The sequence below is a fragment of the Duganella sp. genome, assembly GCF_039595735.1.
In the GTDB taxonomy this organism is placed as follows: domain Bacteria; phylum Pseudomonadota; class Gammaproteobacteria; order Burkholderiales; family Burkholderiaceae_D; genus Rugamonas.
In genome coordinates, this window is sequence record NZ_JBCNLB010000004.1 from 363,204 (window position 1) to 378,500 (window position 15,297).

The window sequence follows — 15,297 nt, forward strand, 5'->3', positions numbered from 1 at the left end:
TCAAGAAAAACGCCCGGCAGAGCCGGGCGTTTTTGCTTTAGAAGCTGTAGCTGCCGCGCAGGTACAGCGCGCGGCCGACCGGATCCGTGTAGCGTGGATCGTAGCCCTTCTGGAACAGCGTGCCCTGATTCGAGAACGGTGGTTCCTTGTCAAACAGGTTCTTCACGCCGGCGGTCAGGGTCACGCCCTTGAAGCCGGTGTAGCTGCCCGACAGATTCCACAGTGCATACGACGGCACCTTGTTCAGATACTGGGCCGGGATGTCCAGGTTCTGGTCGGTGTAACCCGATTTGTACGACTGCGCCAGGGTGGCGTTCCAGTCGCCCAGGCGCCAGTTGACGGCCAGGTTGTGCTTCCAGCGGAACACCGGATTGTTGGCGGCATAGCGGCCGACGTTCTGGATGAACGGACCATCGCGCTCGTCCTGGTACTCATACTTGTGCACGTAGGTGCCGTCCAGGGTCAGCGTGAAGTTGCCGGCCTGGGTGGCGCCCGAACGCAGGGTCAGGCTGACGTCCACGCCATCGGTGTTGACCTTGCCCAGGTTTTCCTTCAGGTCCAGGATGGCGTACGGCGAACCGTCAGGATTGCGCAGGAAGCGCGCCTTGTATTTCTCGTAGTCGCCGTAGATGGCTTCTTCCGGCAGCGCGTTGATCTTGTCCTTCAGCTTGATGTTCCAGTAGTCGACCGCCAGCGTGGCTTGCGGAATCGGCTCGATCACCACGCCAAACGCGAAGGTTTTCGATTTCTCCGGGCTCAGGTTGGCATTGCCGCCTTGCAGCTTGAACTGTTGCAGATCGCAGTCGCGCAGCGGGTTGGCGATCGGGTTCGACGACAGCACGCCGCCCGGGCACAGGATAGGATCGTTGTACGAGTTGTTGGTGTCGTTCTTCGACAGCGGCGCGTTTTTCTCGAACAGGGTCGGGGCGCGGAAGCCGGTCGAGGCCGAGCCGCGCAGCAGCACTTCCTTGGTCGGCTGGTAGCGCAGGCCCAGTTTCGGATTGGTGGTGTGGCCGACGTCGCTGTAGTCGTCGAAGCGGGCCGCCAGGTTGACTTCCAGATCCTTGATCAGCGGCAGGTTCACTTCGCCGAACACCGCCTTGATGGTGCGCGCGCCATCGGTCGATTGCGAACCCGACAGGCCGGACGAGGCGGCCTGGCCGGCGATGTCGCGGTTGACGAAGAAGTCGGCTTCCTCGCGGCGCAGCTCGCCGCCGATCGCCACTGCCAGCTTGCCGCCCGGCAGGTCCATCAGCTCGCGGCTGGCCTTGGCGTCGATACCGGTGTTGCGGGTCGTGCCTTTCTGTACCTGGCCGCGCAGGGCGGTGCTTTCCAGATACGCCTTGCCGGCCGCGTCCTGCTTGCCGAACGGATTCAGGATGCCGTTGGCCACGCCGGCAGCGAACTTGGCGTCGTTGACATAGCCGCCGGTGAAGTATTCGGCCGAACGGCTTTCCGAAATGGTGAAGCCGGTCTTGTAATCCCAGCCCTTGAACACGCCTTCCGCCGCGATCGACAGGCGGTCAGCCGCGCCCTTGGAGTTGATCTCGCGCTGACCGGCTTCGGTCGGACGCCAGTTGACCGACAGCGGATCGCCCGACAGGCCCGGCATGGCCGGCACACCGCCGGCATTGCCTGGATAGTATTTGCTGGTCTTCGGCAGCAGCAGGCCGGTCTGCGGCGGCGGCGCGGTGTGCGACACCACGTCGTTTTCCGAGTGCAGGTATTCGATCGAGGCCAGGTGGTCGCCGTTGATCTTGAAGGTGGCCTTGCCGAAGAACGAGGTTTGCTTCTGTTCCGGCAGATCGTCGATCTGGCGGGTGTAGTCCTGGCGGCAGGTGCCGTTGCTGGCGCGCGGCACCGACAGCGGCGCGTCGCAGCCGGTGGCAAAGCCCGGGTTGCCGGTGGCGCCCGAAGTCGGGTCGAAGTAGTTGCCAGGGAAGGTGGTGCCCGAGGTCAGGTTCAGACCTTTCTCGGGAATGATGCCGGTCTTGGAGAAGTCGCGCTGTTGCGAGGTCAGGATGTCCAGCTTGTGGTAGTCGACCACGCCGAACACATTGTAGCCGTCTTCATCCAGGTTGCCGAAACCGGTCGACAGGTTGACGCGTTTCTCATCGGCGCCGTCCTTGCGCGGCAGGATGGCTTCCGCGGTAATGGTGGTGGTTTGCACCGAGCGCTTGGTGATGAAGTTGATCACGCCGCCGATGGCGTCGGTGCCGTAGATGGCGGAGGCGCCGTCGCGCAGCACTTACACCCGTTCCAAGGCCGACACCGGAATGATGTTGAGGTCGACGCTGGCGCCATCGTAAGGATGGTTGGCGATGCGGCGGCCGTTCAGCAGCACCAGGGTCTTGTCGCCGCCCAGGCCGCGCAGGTCGGCGCTGGCCTGGCCGCCGGTCGGCAGGCCGGAGCTGTTACCGCCCACCACGTTGCCGGAGGTGAAGCTGGAGCTGTTGGAGGGAATGCGGTCCAGCACTTCCTGCGCGGTGGTCAGGCCTTGCTTGACGAAGTCGTCGGCCTTGATCACGGTCAGCGGATTGGCGGTTTCCGACACCAGGCGCTTGATCGAGGAACCGGTGATTTCAACGCGCTGCATCGGCGCATCTTGCGCTTGCGCCAGTGGCGCGATCAGGCCCAGGCCGAGCAGGCCGCTGGCATAAACGCGGCGCATGGAACGGGATAAAACTGTCTCTTTCATCATTGCTCTCAACTCCCAAAATAACGGCGTGAAATATAGTTGTGTATCGAAAGTGACCATCGGTTTACGATGAGCAGGGCCTCGATAATTTCACCGTAGGGGAGCCAGTGTCAATTGAGAAACATTATCTGTTTATAAAATACAACAGTTGGTTACAGATGTGTATAGGCAATAAAAAAGGCTCCCGAAGGAGCCTTTTTAGCAGATCCCGCAGGGATCAGAAGCGGTATTGCGCGGTCAGGTAGAAGGTACGGCCCAGTGGGTCAGCGTAGCGGCCGTCATAGCCCACCTGGTTACCACCACCCGAGTTGCGGATCGAGAATGGCGGATCGCGGTCCAGCAGGTTGCGGATACCAGCGGTGAGGGTCAGACCCTTCACATAGTTCAGCTTGGCTTGCCAGTCGAGCGTGGTGTACGAGCTGACGTCGTGGTCCAGCATCGAGACCACACCGCCGATGCTGCCGTCGGCGTTGACCGAGCGCACAGCGGCGTCGTCAGCGGTCAGCGGCTTGTCGTGGTAGCCCGAACGGTAGTTCACGGTCAGCGAATTCGACAGCTTTTCCGAGGTCTTCAGGGTGAAGATCATGCGGCTGACCACGCGGAACACCACGTCGTCGTAGGAGTCGAAGCGGCCGATCGACTTCTCGCTGATCGACTTGCCGGTGATTGGATCAGGCGTTTCCTGTTCCGCTTTCAGCATGAAGGTACCGGTCCAGTTGATCGATGCCTTGCCGATCGGGGTGGCGGTGCGGAAAGTGGTATCCCAATCCACGCCCTGGTAGCGCGACGACGCCAGGTTTTGCGGGCTGCGGATGGCGACCAGCACGTTCGACTTCTGGATCGGGTCAGCGTACACGGCGATGTACTGTTGGGCCAGCGACGAGTTCTGGTCAAACAGCTGATCCTGCGAGAAGGTGCGGATCTGGTTCTTCAGGCGCACATCCCACCAGTCCAGGCCCACCGACAGCGAGGTGGTTGGCTCGATACGGAAGCCCAGGGTGGCTTGCTTCGAGGTCTCGGCTTTCAGTGCCTTGGCGCCGGTGTTCGGGTTGCCGCTGTCCAGCAGACCGTATTCCGACGAGCCTGGACGGCAGTACTTGGAACGCGGATCGGTTGGGGTGGTGATCGGGCATGGGAAGTTGTTCGACGAACCGGCGTTCTTCAGCGGGTCGGCGATGTTGTTCAGGGTCGGTGCCTTGAAGCCGGTGCCGTACGAACCGCGCAGCAGCACGCTCTGGACCGGGGTCCAGCGGGCCGCCAGCTTGTAGGTGGCCTTGGCCACGTCTTCACCCAGTTTGCCGGTTGGCGATGCTTTGCCGGCGGTGTCGTAGCTGACGTTTTTCTTCTCAACCGCGTCGTAGCTGTCGTAACGCACAGCGGCGGTGGTTTCCAGGGTCTTGGTCACTGGCATCAGCAGTTCGGCGAACGCACCCCAGTTCTGGCGGCTTGCGTCCAGGGCTTGCGAGCCGGTGCCGCCGCCGATTTCCGTGTCGGTGAAGCCAGGGTTGCCTGGGCCTGGGCCCATGGCGATCTGCGACGGGTTGTCTTTGTAGGTCTGCTTGGTGAAGTCAGCGCCCATACCCATCGAGGCGGCGCCGCCTGGCAGCTCGAACACTTCACGCGAGCCGTGCACGCTGGCCACGTCGATCTTCGACTTGATCACGCCCAGGTCCTGGTGCAGCACGGCGTCCGCCAGCACGGCAGCAGCGCCGGTGTTGGAGACGAACGGGTTGTACTTGCCGGTGCGGATCAGTTCTTCGAATTTGTTGCCGCTCATGTAGCCGGCCATGGCCTTGTCGGTCTGCTTGTTCTGCGAGTGAGTGAACGAAGCGCCCACGTCCCAGCCGGCGAGGGTGCTGTCCACGCCGACCACGAAGTGCAGCGCGTCGGTGCGGTATTCGTCGGTACGGCCGCCGGCGTCGGCACCGCGGTAGTAGAAGAAGGCGTCGGTAACGTCAGCGGCGTTGATGCCCTGGCTGGCCAGCAGCGGGACGATCGAGCTGTTGTAGGCGCCGATGTAGCTGTTGTTGACGGTCTTGACGCCGGTGTCGGCATCGGTGCTGAACACGGTCAGCGGCTGTGCGGCCGGCGCGTAGCGCGCGGTGTTGGTGAACTTGGACATCACCAGTTCGCTGTAGGCGGTGGTGTCTTTGCCCAGTTTCAGCGAGCCGTTGGCGAACACGCTGTCGCGCTTCAGTTCCGGCAGCAGCTGCACGGTGGCGGCGTAGTCGAAACGGCAGGCACCGCTGCGCGAGAAGGTGTTGGCCTGGGTGCAACCGTTCTTGGTCAGCAGGTCGTGGTTCAGCACGACGTCGTCGTCGGCGGTCACGACTTCCACGTTGGCCGGGGTCGAGTTGATCGAGGTCTGCCAGGTGGCGTATTGCTTGCCCTTGTGGCTGAATTTGTGTACGCCCGATTTGGCGAAGTCGCGGTCGGTGGCGTTCAGCTCTTTCTGTTCATCGTGGCTGTACGATACTTGCACGTTGAAGCCGTCGGAATCCAGGTTGCCCCAGCCCTTGCTGATCGAGAAGTTGCTGCTCTTGCCGCCTTTTTCCTGTGGCGAGTTGTAGGTGCCTTCGACAACCAGATCGGTCTGGTTTTTCTTCAGGATGAAGTTGATCACGCCGGCGATGGCGTCCGAACCGTACAGGGTCGATGCGCCGTCGGTCAGGATCTCAACGCGCTCAACGGCCGACAGCGGGATGCTGGCCAGGTTGACGGCGCTGCCGGTGCCGTACGGCGCCATGCGGCGGCCATTCAGCAGCACCAGGGTATATTGGGTGCCGATGGCGTGGATCGAGGCGGTTTGCACGCCGCCGCCGCCGCCGTTGACCGATGCCGACGAAGTGATGAAACCTTGCATCGATGGCAGCTGGGCCACCAGGTCAGCCACGTTCTGTACGCCACTTTGTTCGATGTCGGCGCGGGACAGGGTCTGCACCGGCAGCGAGCCTTCCTTGGCGATACGTTTGATCGACGAACCGGTGATCTCGACGCGGGCCACGACGTCTTCGGTGGCCTGTTGGGCCATTGCCGCAGACATACCGAGCGCCAGACCGCCAGCGCAGATGATGCGCACGGAACGGGCCATTACTGTTTCAACCATCATTATGTAGCTCCCAATGTAAAACGCTAAACACGCGGGTGTGTTGGATGTATTTTTTTATACCGGCAGGGCCGGTGAAGAAAACGTTGGTGTTTCCTTCATTTCCCCATCAAATCATTTGCCGACATTTACTGTCAATGTGCAAACTTCCGTTAATTCGCGTAAAAAGGACGCTTGCTCGCCGCGCTAAATTTGCACGGTAAACGCTCTAATTTGGTGCAGCGGGCGTTCGGGGGATAGGAAACATTGTTTTGCTATCAAAAAAAAAGCGAAAGTATTGTTTGGCTTTCGGAAACTTGCGACATTTTGGTGCGAAGCAACTTTATTAATCTGCGTTCATGGGGAAACACGGCGTTACATTTATGAGACAAAACGCCGGGCGTGCCGGGTGGCTCGCATGGTTTATGCTGAGCAATAGATTGATCGCAAAACAAGGACCAAGATGCTGGCTTATATAATTCGCCGCCTGTGGCAGATGGTGCCGACCATGCTGGGCGTGGTGGTGCTGGTATTCGTGCTGTTTAACTGGGTGGGCGGCGATCCCGCATATATTCTGGCTGGCAAGATGGCGGACGCCGCCAGCATTGCCGCCATCCGCCGCGAATTGGGTGTGGATGAGCCGTTTTACGTGCAGTTGTGGATATTTATCGAGCAGATCGCGCGTTTTGACTTTGGCCTGAGCTGGGCGACCGGCGAGCCGGTATCGCACATCGTTGCCACGCGGCTGGGGCCGTCGCTGGCGGTGCTGGTGCCGCTGACCGTGCTCGAAACCGCGCTTGGCATCGCGCTGGCGCTGGCCGTCGCCTTCGTGCGCGGCTCGCTGACCGACCGGCTGGTGATGGTGGCATGCACGGTGGCCATGTCGGTCAGCATCCTGGTGTATATCATCGTGTTCCAATACGGCCTGGCGTACAAGCTGGGCCTGTTTCCGGTGCAGGGCTGGGGTGACTGGCAGCATGCGGTACTGCCGATCCTGATCGGGCTGGCGGTGTCGCTGGCGCCGACCCTGCGCCTGTTCCGCAGCTTCGTGCTGGAGGAGGTGGGGCAGGACTACGTGCGCACGGCGCGCGCCAAGGGGATGAGCGAACGGCGCGTGATGTGGGTGCACGTGCTGCGCAATGCCGCAATTCCCATCCTGACCTACGTCATGTCCAACCTGCCGGCCTTGCTGATCGGCGCCTTCCTGCTGGAGCGCTTCTTTGGCATTCCCGGCATCGGCCGCGAGGTGATCCTGGCAGTGGAGCGCAGCGATTTCCCGGTGATCAAGGCCATCACGGTGTACGTGGCGGCCGCCACCATGGTGGTCAACCTGTTGACCGATCTGCTGTATCAGGCGGTGGACCCGCGGGTGAAACTGTCATGAGGTCCCATGGTCTGTGGGCTCTGGCCTGGCGCCGCCTGCGCGCGGACCGGGGCGGCATGGCGGCACTGGCCGTGGTGGTGGTGTTCCTGCTGATGGCGGCCTTGTCCGCCGGCGGCTGGCTGGCGGCGGATTGGGAGGCCGAAGTGGGCGCGCACTACGCGCCGCCCGGTTTCGTCGGAACAGGGCCGGTGCGCGCGGCCGGACCTGCGGAGGCGAGCGCGGCCTTGCCGGACAATCCCTTCGATCCGCTGGCAGACGACCTGCGCGCATTGCGCGCGCAACTGGCGGCGCAACATGCGACGCAAGCCGGCAGGCTGCCCACCCTGCCGTTCGGCGGCGACAAGTGGGGGCATGACGTCATCAAAAAAACCATCAAGGGCGGCGAGACCTCCATCGTGATCGGGCTGGCGGCGGCCTTGCTGGCGGTGAGTCTCGGCACCTTGTTCGGCGCCTTGGCCGGTTATTGCGGTGGCGTGGTGGATGACTGCCTCACCTGGTTTTACAGCGTGTTCACCGCCATTCCCTCGGTGCTGATGATATTGGCTGTGGCCGCCGTGCTGCAGCAGAAGGGTGTGCTGACCATCGTGCTGATCCTCGGTCTGACCGGCTGGACCGGGCCGTACCGCCTGATGCGTGCCGAATACCTCAAGCACCGGGCGCGCGAATATGTGCTGGCGGCCGACGCCATTGGCGCCTCGCACTGGCGCCGGATGTTCGGGCATATCTTCCCCAACGTCAGCCATGTGGCGCTGGTGCAGATGTCGATTCTGGCGGTGGGTTTCATCAAGGCCGAGGTCATCCTCAGCTTCCTGGGCTTTGGCGTGCCGGTCGGTGTGGTCTCGTGGGGCAGCATGCTGAACGAGGCGCAGAGCGAGCTCATCCTAGGTCGCTGGTGGCAACTGGCGGCCGCGGCGACAGCCATGGCCTTGCTGGTGACGGCGTTTTCCCTGTTCACCGACGCACTGCGCGATGCGCTCGACCCCAAGGTGAAACCATGAACCTGCTCGAAGTGCGTGAACTGCGCGTTGCTTTCAATGGTGTTGCGGCGGTCAAGGGCGTCTCGTTCAGCGTGCCGCACAATGCCACCGTGGCGCTGGTGGGCGAGTCGGGCAGCGGCAAGTCGGCCAGCGCGCTGGCGGTGATGGGCTTGCTCGACCCGGTCTCGGCCACTGTCGAGGGCAGTATTGCCTTTGATGGCAGCGCCGTGCGGGGCAAGGATATCGCCATGATTTTCCAGGAACCGATGTCGTCGCTGAATCCGGTGTTCACGGTGGGCGCGCAGATCGGCGAGGTGTTGCGGGTGCATCTGAACATGAGCCGGGCGCAGGCACGCCAGCGCACGCTGGAGCTGTTACAGGAAGTTGGCGTTCCGGAGGACAGGATCGATGCCTACCCGAGTCAGTTGTCCGGTGGCCAGCAGCAGCGCGTGATGATCGCGATGGCGATCGCCTGCGAGCCCAGGCTGCTGATCGCGGACGAGCCGACCACGGCGCTGGATGTCACCGTGCAGCAGCAGATCCTGGAACTGATCGCGCGGCTGCAGCGGCGGCGGGCGATGTCGATGCTGTTTATTACGCACGATCTGGGGCTGGTGGCGCAGATTGCCGACCACGTGGTGGTGATGCGCCATGGCGAGGTGCGCGAGGCGGGGCCGGCGCAGCAAGTGCTGACTGCGCCGCAGGATGCCTACACGCGCGCGTTGTTACAGTGCCGGCCGACGTTGGGCGAGCAGCCGCACCGCTTGCCCGTCATTCCGGTGGAGGCCGGAATCCATAGGCCGCCGGCCGGGAGGCTCAGCATGGATTCCGGCCTCCGCCGGAACGACGGGGTGGTGCTGGAGGTGCGCAATCTGAACAAGCATTTCACCCAGCGCCAGGGCTGGTTCGCCAAGCGCCAGTTCCACGCCGTGAAGGACGTCTCTTTCACCCTCGCGCGCGGCCAGACCCTCGGTGTGGTGGGCGAATCCGGCTCCGGCAAAACCACCCTCGGCCTGACCCTGATGCGCTTGCAGCAGGCCAGCAGCGGCAGCGTGCTGTTTGACGGCCGCGACCTGCTCAGCATGCCCGCGCACGCGTTCCAGGCCTACAAGCGCCGCATCCAGATCATTTTTCAAAACCCGTATGCCTCGCTCAACCCGCGCTTCACCGCCGGCGACATCCTGCTTGAGCCGCTGCGCATCCACCGCATCGGCGCCGACGAGGGCGCGCGCCGCGCCATCGCCCTGAGCCTGCTGGACAAGGTTGGCTTGCCGGCTGCCGCCTACGGGCGCTACCCGCACGAGTTCTCCGGCGGCCAGCGGCAGCGCATCGCCATCGCCCGCTGCCTGACGCTGCAGCCGGAGATATTGGTATGCGACGAGTCGGTCTCGGCGCTGGATGTGTCGGTGCAGGCCCAGGTGCTCAATCTTTTGCGGGATTTACAGGATGAGCTGGGCCTGTCATACATCTTCATCTCGCACGACCTGGCGGTGGTCCGCTACATGGCCGACCAGGTGATGGTGATGCGGCAGGGCGCCGTGGTCGAGCTGGCCGATGCGGATACGCTGTATCGTCACCCGCAACACCCCTATACCCAAGCCTTGCTATCTGCGATCCCCGGCAACGGTTAAGCGATTTTTAAGTTAAGATATCCGGATGGCGAATTTAATCCTCCTGCTGCAAGAATATGGCGTCCTGATCGTGTTCGGCATCGTGCTGGTCGAGCAGATCGGCATGCCCATTCCTGCGTTTCCATTGTTGATCGTGGCCGGCGCCATGTCGGTCGATGGCGACACCCACTGGTCGGCCGTGCTGGCCGTCGCCATGCTGGCCTGCCTGATCAGCGACAGTTTCTGGTTCCGCGCCGGCCGCTTCTACGGCAAGCGCATCCTCAAATTACTGTGCAAGATTTCGCTGTCGCCGGATTACTGCGTCAGCCAGACCGAGGACAACTTCAACCGCTGGGGGCCGAAAGCCCTGATCGTGGCCAAGTTTATTCCCGGTTTTAACGTGATCGCGCCGCCGCTGGCGGGCGCCATGGGTACGCCGCGCGGCACCTTCCTGACCTTTGCGGTGATGGGCAGTTTCCTGTGGGCCGGCACCGGCATTGCCATCGGCGCCTTCTTCCACACCAGCGTTGACCAACTGCTGGACATCCTCAGCACCATGGGCACCACCGCGCTGCTTGTGCTGGGTGTGCTGCTGGGCTTGTTTGTGGCATTTAAATATGTGGAGCGCAAACGCTTCCGCCAGTCGGTGGAAATCGAGCGCATCACCATCGACGATTTCAAGAAGCTGCTTGAGCAGGGCACGGAGCCGGTGCTGATCGACGCCCGCAGCGTGACCGCGCAAATGCTCGATCCGGCCGTGCCGGGCGCGCTGCTGTTCAATGGCGGCGATCCCACCACGGAAATCAGCGGCCTGGACAAGAGCAGTCATATCATCGTGTATTGCAGTTGCCCGAATGACGTCACCGCCGCCCACGTGGCCAAGGCGCTGATCGGCCATGGCTACCACCGCGCCCGTCCGCTGCATGGCGGACTGGAGGCCTGGAATGCCGCTTTCCGCGCACCGGGTGAAACGCTGGCCGAAGAAGACAACCGCGCCTCGGCCTGAGTGATGGCACCGTGGTCCCGGCGCAGGCCGGGACCCATGCTGAGTCAGCATGGATTCCGGCCTGCGCCGGGACCACGGTGCTTATTTTTAGCAATGAACTGGAATCGATTCCAATCAAAAGGCCGGTAGTCATACTACGGATGAAATATCCCGGATTTCAAACTTGTGTAGCAAACTGTACTAAAACTACAAACTTCACTTGCCTGTGAGCGGTAAAATACTTTAAGCTTAAGCCTCAACTAATTTCGATCCATCATGACAGCTCAGTCCGTACAAACGCCTCCCTCCCTGACCACTGTTTTCCCTGGTGGCCCGCGTCTGCTGGCGGATATCGGCGGCACCAACGCACGCTTTGCATTGGAAACCGCCCCGGGCAAGATTGAAGCGATCGAAGTGCTGGCGTGTGCCGCATACCCGACCCTGGCCGCCGCCCTGGTCGCGTATCTGGCCTCGCCAACCGTAGTCCAGGCCGGCGTCACCGGTATCCGGAATGGCGCGATTGCGATTGCCAATCCGGTCACCGGCGACATGGTGAGCATGACCAATCACCACTGGGCATTCTCGATAGAGGCGCTGCGCCGCGAAGTCAACTTTGACACCCTGGTGGTGGTGAATGACTTCACTGCGCTGGCCAGCTCGCTGCCGCAGCTGTCGGCCACGCAGAAACACCAGGTGGGTGGCGGCGTCAGCGTGCCGGGCACCCCGCTGGGCCTGATCGGCGCCGGTACCGGTCTCGGCGTGTCCGGCCTGATTCCAGGCAAGGATGGCTGGACCGCGCTGCTGAGCGAGGGCGGCCACGTGACCTTCTCGCCGGCCACGCCCACCGAAGTGGCGATCCTGCAATTTGCATGGAAAGAATTCGAACACGTTTCGGCCGAGCGCCTGATGTCCGGCGCCGGCATTGAACTGATTTACCGTGCCCTGGCCGACCACGGCGACCTGCCGGCCGACAAGCTGAGCGCCGCCGAAATCTCGCGCCGCGCGCTGGCCGGTGAATGCTCGCTGTGCGACGACGCCATCGAAGCCTTCTGCTGCATGCTGGGCACCATCGCCGGCAACATCGCCGTGACCCTGGGCGCGCAGGGCGGCATCTACATTGGCGGCGGCATCGTGCCGAAACTGGGCGCGCGCTTCGACCGCTCCGGTTTCCGCGCCCGCTTTGAAGCCAAGGGCCGTTTCAATAAATACCTGTCGGCGGTGCCGACCTGGGTGATCACGGCGGAATACCCGGCCTTCGTTGGTGTTTCGGCAATCTTGTCGGAAAGACTTGCCTCCGCGTAAGCTCAGTTACATTTCGATGACGTCGAAATGCGCGTTTTGTGGTTTTATCAGGTACAATTCGCGTTGTTGGATGAAACGTCTGGCTTCCTGCCCACGTTTCACGTAGAAAGCAACGGTCTCGGCCGTTGCCGGCATGTCCCTCTCTCCCGCCGGGTGCGCATAGGCCTTGGCGTCGGAAAAAGCAGCTTCAGCGAGTAACTCCCGCCAGCCTCACTGAATGTGATTGATTTCTTTCGATTTTGCTTATGGATAATGTTGAGGCTAAAAAAGTCCTCGAAACCGCCTTGCTATGCGCTCGTGAGCCTTTATCGATCCACAGTCTGAAAAAGCTGTTTGTCGAACTGGATGACCAGGATCGGCCGCGTGGCCCCGGCGTTGGTGCCGACACGATCAAGGAATTGCTGGAAGAATTGCGGCTCGATTGGGCCGGCAAGGGTGTTGAAGTGATCAGCCTATCGTCTGGCTGGCGCTTCCAGAGCCGCCCCGAGATGAAGTTGTATCTCGACCGGTTGAATCCGGAAAAACCGCCCAGGTATTCGCGGGCAACGCTGGAAACGCTGGCCATCATCGCTTACCGGCAGCCGGTGACGCGCGGCGATATTGAAGAGATACGCGGCGTAGCCGTCAATTCGCAGACGATCAAGATGCTGGAAGACCGTGGCTGGGTGGATGTCATTGGTTACCGTGATGTGGTGGGACGTCCGGCCTTGCTGGGCACCACCAAGCAGTTTTTGGATGATTTGGGCTTGAATTCGCTGTCCCAGTTGCCGCCGTTGCAGCAAATCAGCGATGGGCAGAACGCCATGGAAACCCTGGAGGCGGCTCTGCAAGAGAACTTTGAGAAAGCGGCGCGGCAAGACAGCGACGCTGAGCAAGAAGCCGAGCAAGAACAAGGCCCTGCGCCAGATTTAACGGTTGACGCTGAGCACAACCAAGAAACGAATAATGAACAAACCTAACACCCCTGAGACCGTCAACGACGCAGCTGCGGCCGAAGTTGTCGGCAAGCCGAAACGCCGTACCAAAGCCCAGATCGAGGCTGATAATGCCGCGCTGGCGGCTGCTGGCGAGGCGCCCGCCGCCAAGCCCAAGCGCAAGACCAAGGCGGAAGTCGAAGCGACCGCTGCCGACGCCCCGGCGCCAGTGAAGAAGCCGCGTGCCAAAAAGCTGGCTGCCGCCGAGGTGGATGCGGCTGCGCCAGCGGCCGATGGCGAGACCCCGGCCACCAAGCCAGTCAAGCCGAGGGCCAAAAAAGCAGTGCCGGCCGCCGATGCAGTGGTGGAAGCTGGCGCAGCCGCGCCGGCCGTTGTGGCGGAAGCGCCTGCCGCCGCCGAAGGCGGTGAGCGTGCCGAGCGCGGCGAGCGTCAGCGCCCGCGTGGCCCGCGTCAGATGCGCGAACTGCGCGCCGCCCGCCAGGCCGCCATGCCGCGTCCCGAGCCGGTCGCCGCTGCCGAAGGCGCCGCTGCGCCGGCGGAAGAGGCTGCTGTGCCGGCCGCGCGTGAGGGCAAGCCGCGTCATGAGCAGCGCAACAACAATCAGCGCAGTGGCAAGAAAAAGAATGGCAAGCAGCGCGGCGGCCAGAATGCCGGCGGCGCCAAGGGCAATGATGCTGATGCAGCGTTTTCCTACGTGACCTCGGAGGCCTTCGACGCTGACGAGGGCAAGGGCCGCCAGCCAGCCAAGCCGGTGCGTCGCGACCTGACGTCGGACGACGACGCGCCGAAACTGCACAAGGTGCTGGCCGAAGCCGGCCTCGGTTCGCGCCGCGACATGGAAGAACTGATTGTGGCCGGCCGCGTGTCGGTCAACGGCGAGCCGGCCCACATCGGCCAGCGCATCCTGCCGACCGATGCGGTGCGCATCAACGGCAAGCTGATCCAGCGCCGCGTCAGCAAGAAGCCGCCGCGCGTGCTGATTTACCACAAGCCGGCCGGCGAGATCGTCTCCATGGATGATCCGGAAGGCCGTCCATCGGTATTCGACCGCCTGCCCACCATGAAAGCCGGCAAATGGCTGGCCGTGGGCCGTCTCGACTTCAATACCGAAGGTTTGCTGCTGTTCACCACTTCCGGTGACCTGGCCAACCGCCTGATGCACCCGCGCTACGGCATTGACCGTGAGTACGCGGTGCGCACCCTGGGCGAGCTGGAAGAGGGCATGCGCCAGAAACTGCTGGCCGGCGTCGAGCTGGAAGACGGCGTGGCGCAGTTCTCCAAGATTGCCGACGGCGGCGGCGAGGGCATCAACAAGTGGTATCGCGTGATCATCGGCGAGGGCCGCAACCGTGAGGTGCGCCGCATGTTCGAGGCGATCGGCCTGACCGTGTCGCGCCTGATCCGTACCCGCTACGGCGCCATGACCCTGCCAAGCAGCCTAAAACGCGGCCGCTGGGAAGAGATGGAAGAAAACGCGGTGCGCGCGCTGATGGCGGCGTACGGCGTCGAGAAAAAAGGCGGTGCGCAGCCAGCTGCCGCCAAGGCAGCCAAGCCGGCTCAGAACAAGGGGCCGGAAAAGCGCGGCCGCAATGGCAATCGCGACCAGCACGCCGAGCGTGCCGAGCGCCGCGACGAGCGTGATTTCTACGATGACGACGAGGACGACGAAAACGAGCCGAACTTCAACCGCGCCGATCTGAGCAACGCCAACGCGCTGCCGTTCGCCAAGCCTGCCCGTAACGGCGGTCGTGGCCAGGGTGGTTTTGGCGGCAACGGTAACGGTAACGGCGGCGGCAATGGCAACCGTGGCGGCAAAGGCCGTCAGGGTCAGGGCGGCGGCCAGTCGTCGGGCCGTCCCGGTGGTCGTCCGCAAGGCATCGGTGCTTACGCCGGCGGCCGTCCGCTCGGTGAGGCGCCAGGTCCGCGCGCGCAAGGCCAGGGTGGCCGCGCCCAAGGTCAGGGGCAGGGGCAGCCGCGCGGCCAGCAGTCCAAGGGACCGGGCCGTGGCCCGCGCCAGCCCGATCCGCTGCAAACCACCTTCGGCTTCGGTGCTGCCTCGGGCGCGCCACGCCGGGGCCAGCAGCCGCGCGGCGGCGCCATGGACCATGGCATGCCACGCCGCCGCAAAGGTTAAGTACCGTACCTGCGCCTTGTTGTAAGCCTGTCATGCCGCCTGTGCGGCATTGCAGCGCAGGCCATATAAGGTTATAATATCTAGCCTAGTAAAAGTTCACGTCGTCACAAATCGATCTGAATTCTTCATCTGGCTAGGTGTTTTAAAAAGATGGGCAGATGCCCATTTTTTTTTTGTTGAACCGTTT

General features: G+C 62.7%; 10 protein-coding genes. 7 read left to right on the forward strand and 3 right to left on the reverse strand.

Annotated features, from left to right (window positions below; all coding sequences use genetic code 11):
• Positions 1 to 37: 37 nt before the first annotated feature.
• From ABDW57_RS11330 to ABDW57_RS11340, 3 genes are all read right to left on the reverse strand, one after another.
• Entirely contained in the window at positions 38 to 2,248 is a 2,211-nt protein-coding gene (locus ABDW57_RS11330) for a TonB-dependent receptor (RefSeq protein WP_343730302.1), read from the reverse strand.
• Positions 2,249 to 2,701 (reverse strand): TonB-dependent receptor plug domain-containing protein, encoded by a 453-nt coding sequence (locus ABDW57_RS11335; protein ID WP_343730303.1) that lies wholly within the window; start codon positions 2,699 to 2,701, stop codon positions 2,249 to 2,251.
• Between the two features lie 214 nt (positions 2,702 to 2,915).
• Positions 2,916 to 5,741: a TonB-dependent receptor gene (locus tag ABDW57_RS11340; RefSeq protein ID WP_343730304.1), complete on the reverse strand. Its 2,826-nt coding sequence runs from the start codon at positions 5,739 to 5,741 to the stop codon at positions 2,916 to 2,918.
• 505 nt (positions 5,742 to 6,246) lie between these two features.
• On the opposite strand from ABDW57_RS11340, the gene ABDW57_RS11345 reads away from it, so the two are divergent.
• The 7 genes from ABDW57_RS11345 (at position 6,247) to rluB (ending at position 15,110) form a co-directional block, all read left to right on the forward strand.
• Positions 6,247 to 7,167, forward strand: coding sequence for an ABC transporter permease (locus ABDW57_RS11345; protein WP_343730305.1), 921 nt, complete (start codon positions 6,247 to 6,249; stop codon positions 7,165 to 7,167).
• Positions 7,164 to 8,165, forward strand: a complete 1,002-nt coding sequence (locus tag ABDW57_RS11350) for an ABC transporter permease (protein ID WP_343730306.1) — start codon at positions 7,164 to 7,166, stop codon at positions 8,163 to 8,165. Before ABDW57_RS11345 ends, ABDW57_RS11350 begins: the two co-directional genes overlap by 4 nt.
• Positions 8,162 to 9,775: an ABC transporter ATP-binding protein gene (locus tag ABDW57_RS11355; protein WP_343730307.1), complete on the forward strand. Its 1,614-nt coding sequence runs from the start codon at positions 8,162 to 8,164 to the stop codon at positions 9,773 to 9,775. The genes ABDW57_RS11350 and ABDW57_RS11355 overlap by 4 nt, the downstream gene beginning before the upstream one ends.
• A gap of 25 nt (positions 9,776 to 9,800) precedes the next feature.
• Positions 9,801 to 10,760 carry a VTT domain-containing protein gene (locus ABDW57_RS11360; protein ID WP_343730308.1) on the forward strand — a complete coding sequence of 320 codons (960 nt, stop codon included), beginning with the start codon at positions 9,801 to 9,803 and terminating at the stop codon, positions 10,758 to 10,760.
• Positions 10,761 to 11,015: 255 nt separating this feature from the next.
• A complete protein-coding gene (locus ABDW57_RS11365; protein ID WP_343730309.1) occupies positions 11,016 to 12,041 on the forward strand; it encodes a glucokinase in 1,026 nt (341 codons plus the stop codon).
• A 245-nt stretch (positions 12,042 to 12,286) separates the two neighbouring features.
• The gene (scpB, locus tag ABDW57_RS11370) at positions 12,287 to 13,000 is read left to right on the forward strand and encodes an SMC-Scp complex subunit ScpB (protein WP_343730310.1); all 714 of its coding nucleotides are present in this window, start codon (positions 12,287 to 12,289) and stop codon (positions 12,998 to 13,000) included.
• Positions 12,987 to 15,110, forward strand: coding sequence for a 23S rRNA pseudouridine(2605) synthase RluB (gene rluB / locus ABDW57_RS11375; protein WP_343730311.1), 2,124 nt, complete (start codon positions 12,987 to 12,989; stop codon positions 15,108 to 15,110). Before scpB ends, rluB begins: the two co-directional genes overlap by 14 nt.
• Positions 15,111 to 15,297: the final 187 nt, after the last annotated feature.

What these genes read in the sequence shown, in the direction of transcription:
- ABDW57_RS11335 (WP_343730303.1), bottom strand. Translation starts at nt 2,701, where the DNA reads ATGATGAAAGAGACAGTTTTATCCCGTTCCATGCGCCGCGTTTATGCC.
- ABDW57_RS11340 (WP_343730304.1), bottom strand. Translation starts at nt 5,741, where the DNA reads ATGTCTGCGGCAATGGCCCAACAGGCCACCGAAGACGTCGTGGCCCGC.
- ABDW57_RS11345 (WP_343730305.1), top strand. Translation starts at nt 6,247, where the DNA reads ATGCTGGCTTATATAATTCGCCGCCTGTGGCAGATGGTGCCGACCATG.
- ABDW57_RS11350 (WP_343730306.1), top strand. Translation starts at nt 7,164, where the DNA reads ATGAGGTCCCATGGTCTGTGGGCTCTGGCCTGGCGCCGCCTGCGCGCG.
- ABDW57_RS11355 (WP_343730307.1), top strand. Translation starts at nt 8,162, where the DNA reads ATGAACCTGCTCGAAGTGCGTGAACTGCGCGTTGCTTTCAATGGTGTT.
- ABDW57_RS11360 (WP_343730308.1), top strand. Translation starts at nt 9,801, where the DNA reads ATGGCGAATTTAATCCTCCTGCTGCAAGAATATGGCGTCCTGATCGTG.
- ABDW57_RS11365 (WP_343730309.1), top strand. Translation starts at nt 11,016, where the DNA reads ATGACAGCTCAGTCCGTACAAACGCCTCCCTCCCTGACCACTGTTTTC.
- scpB (WP_343730310.1), top strand. Translation starts at nt 12,287, where the DNA reads ATGGATAATGTTGAGGCTAAAAAAGTCCTCGAAACCGCCTTGCTATGC.
- rluB (WP_343730311.1), top strand. Translation starts at nt 12,987, where the DNA reads ATGAACAAACCTAACACCCCTGAGACCGTCAACGACGCAGCTGCGGCC.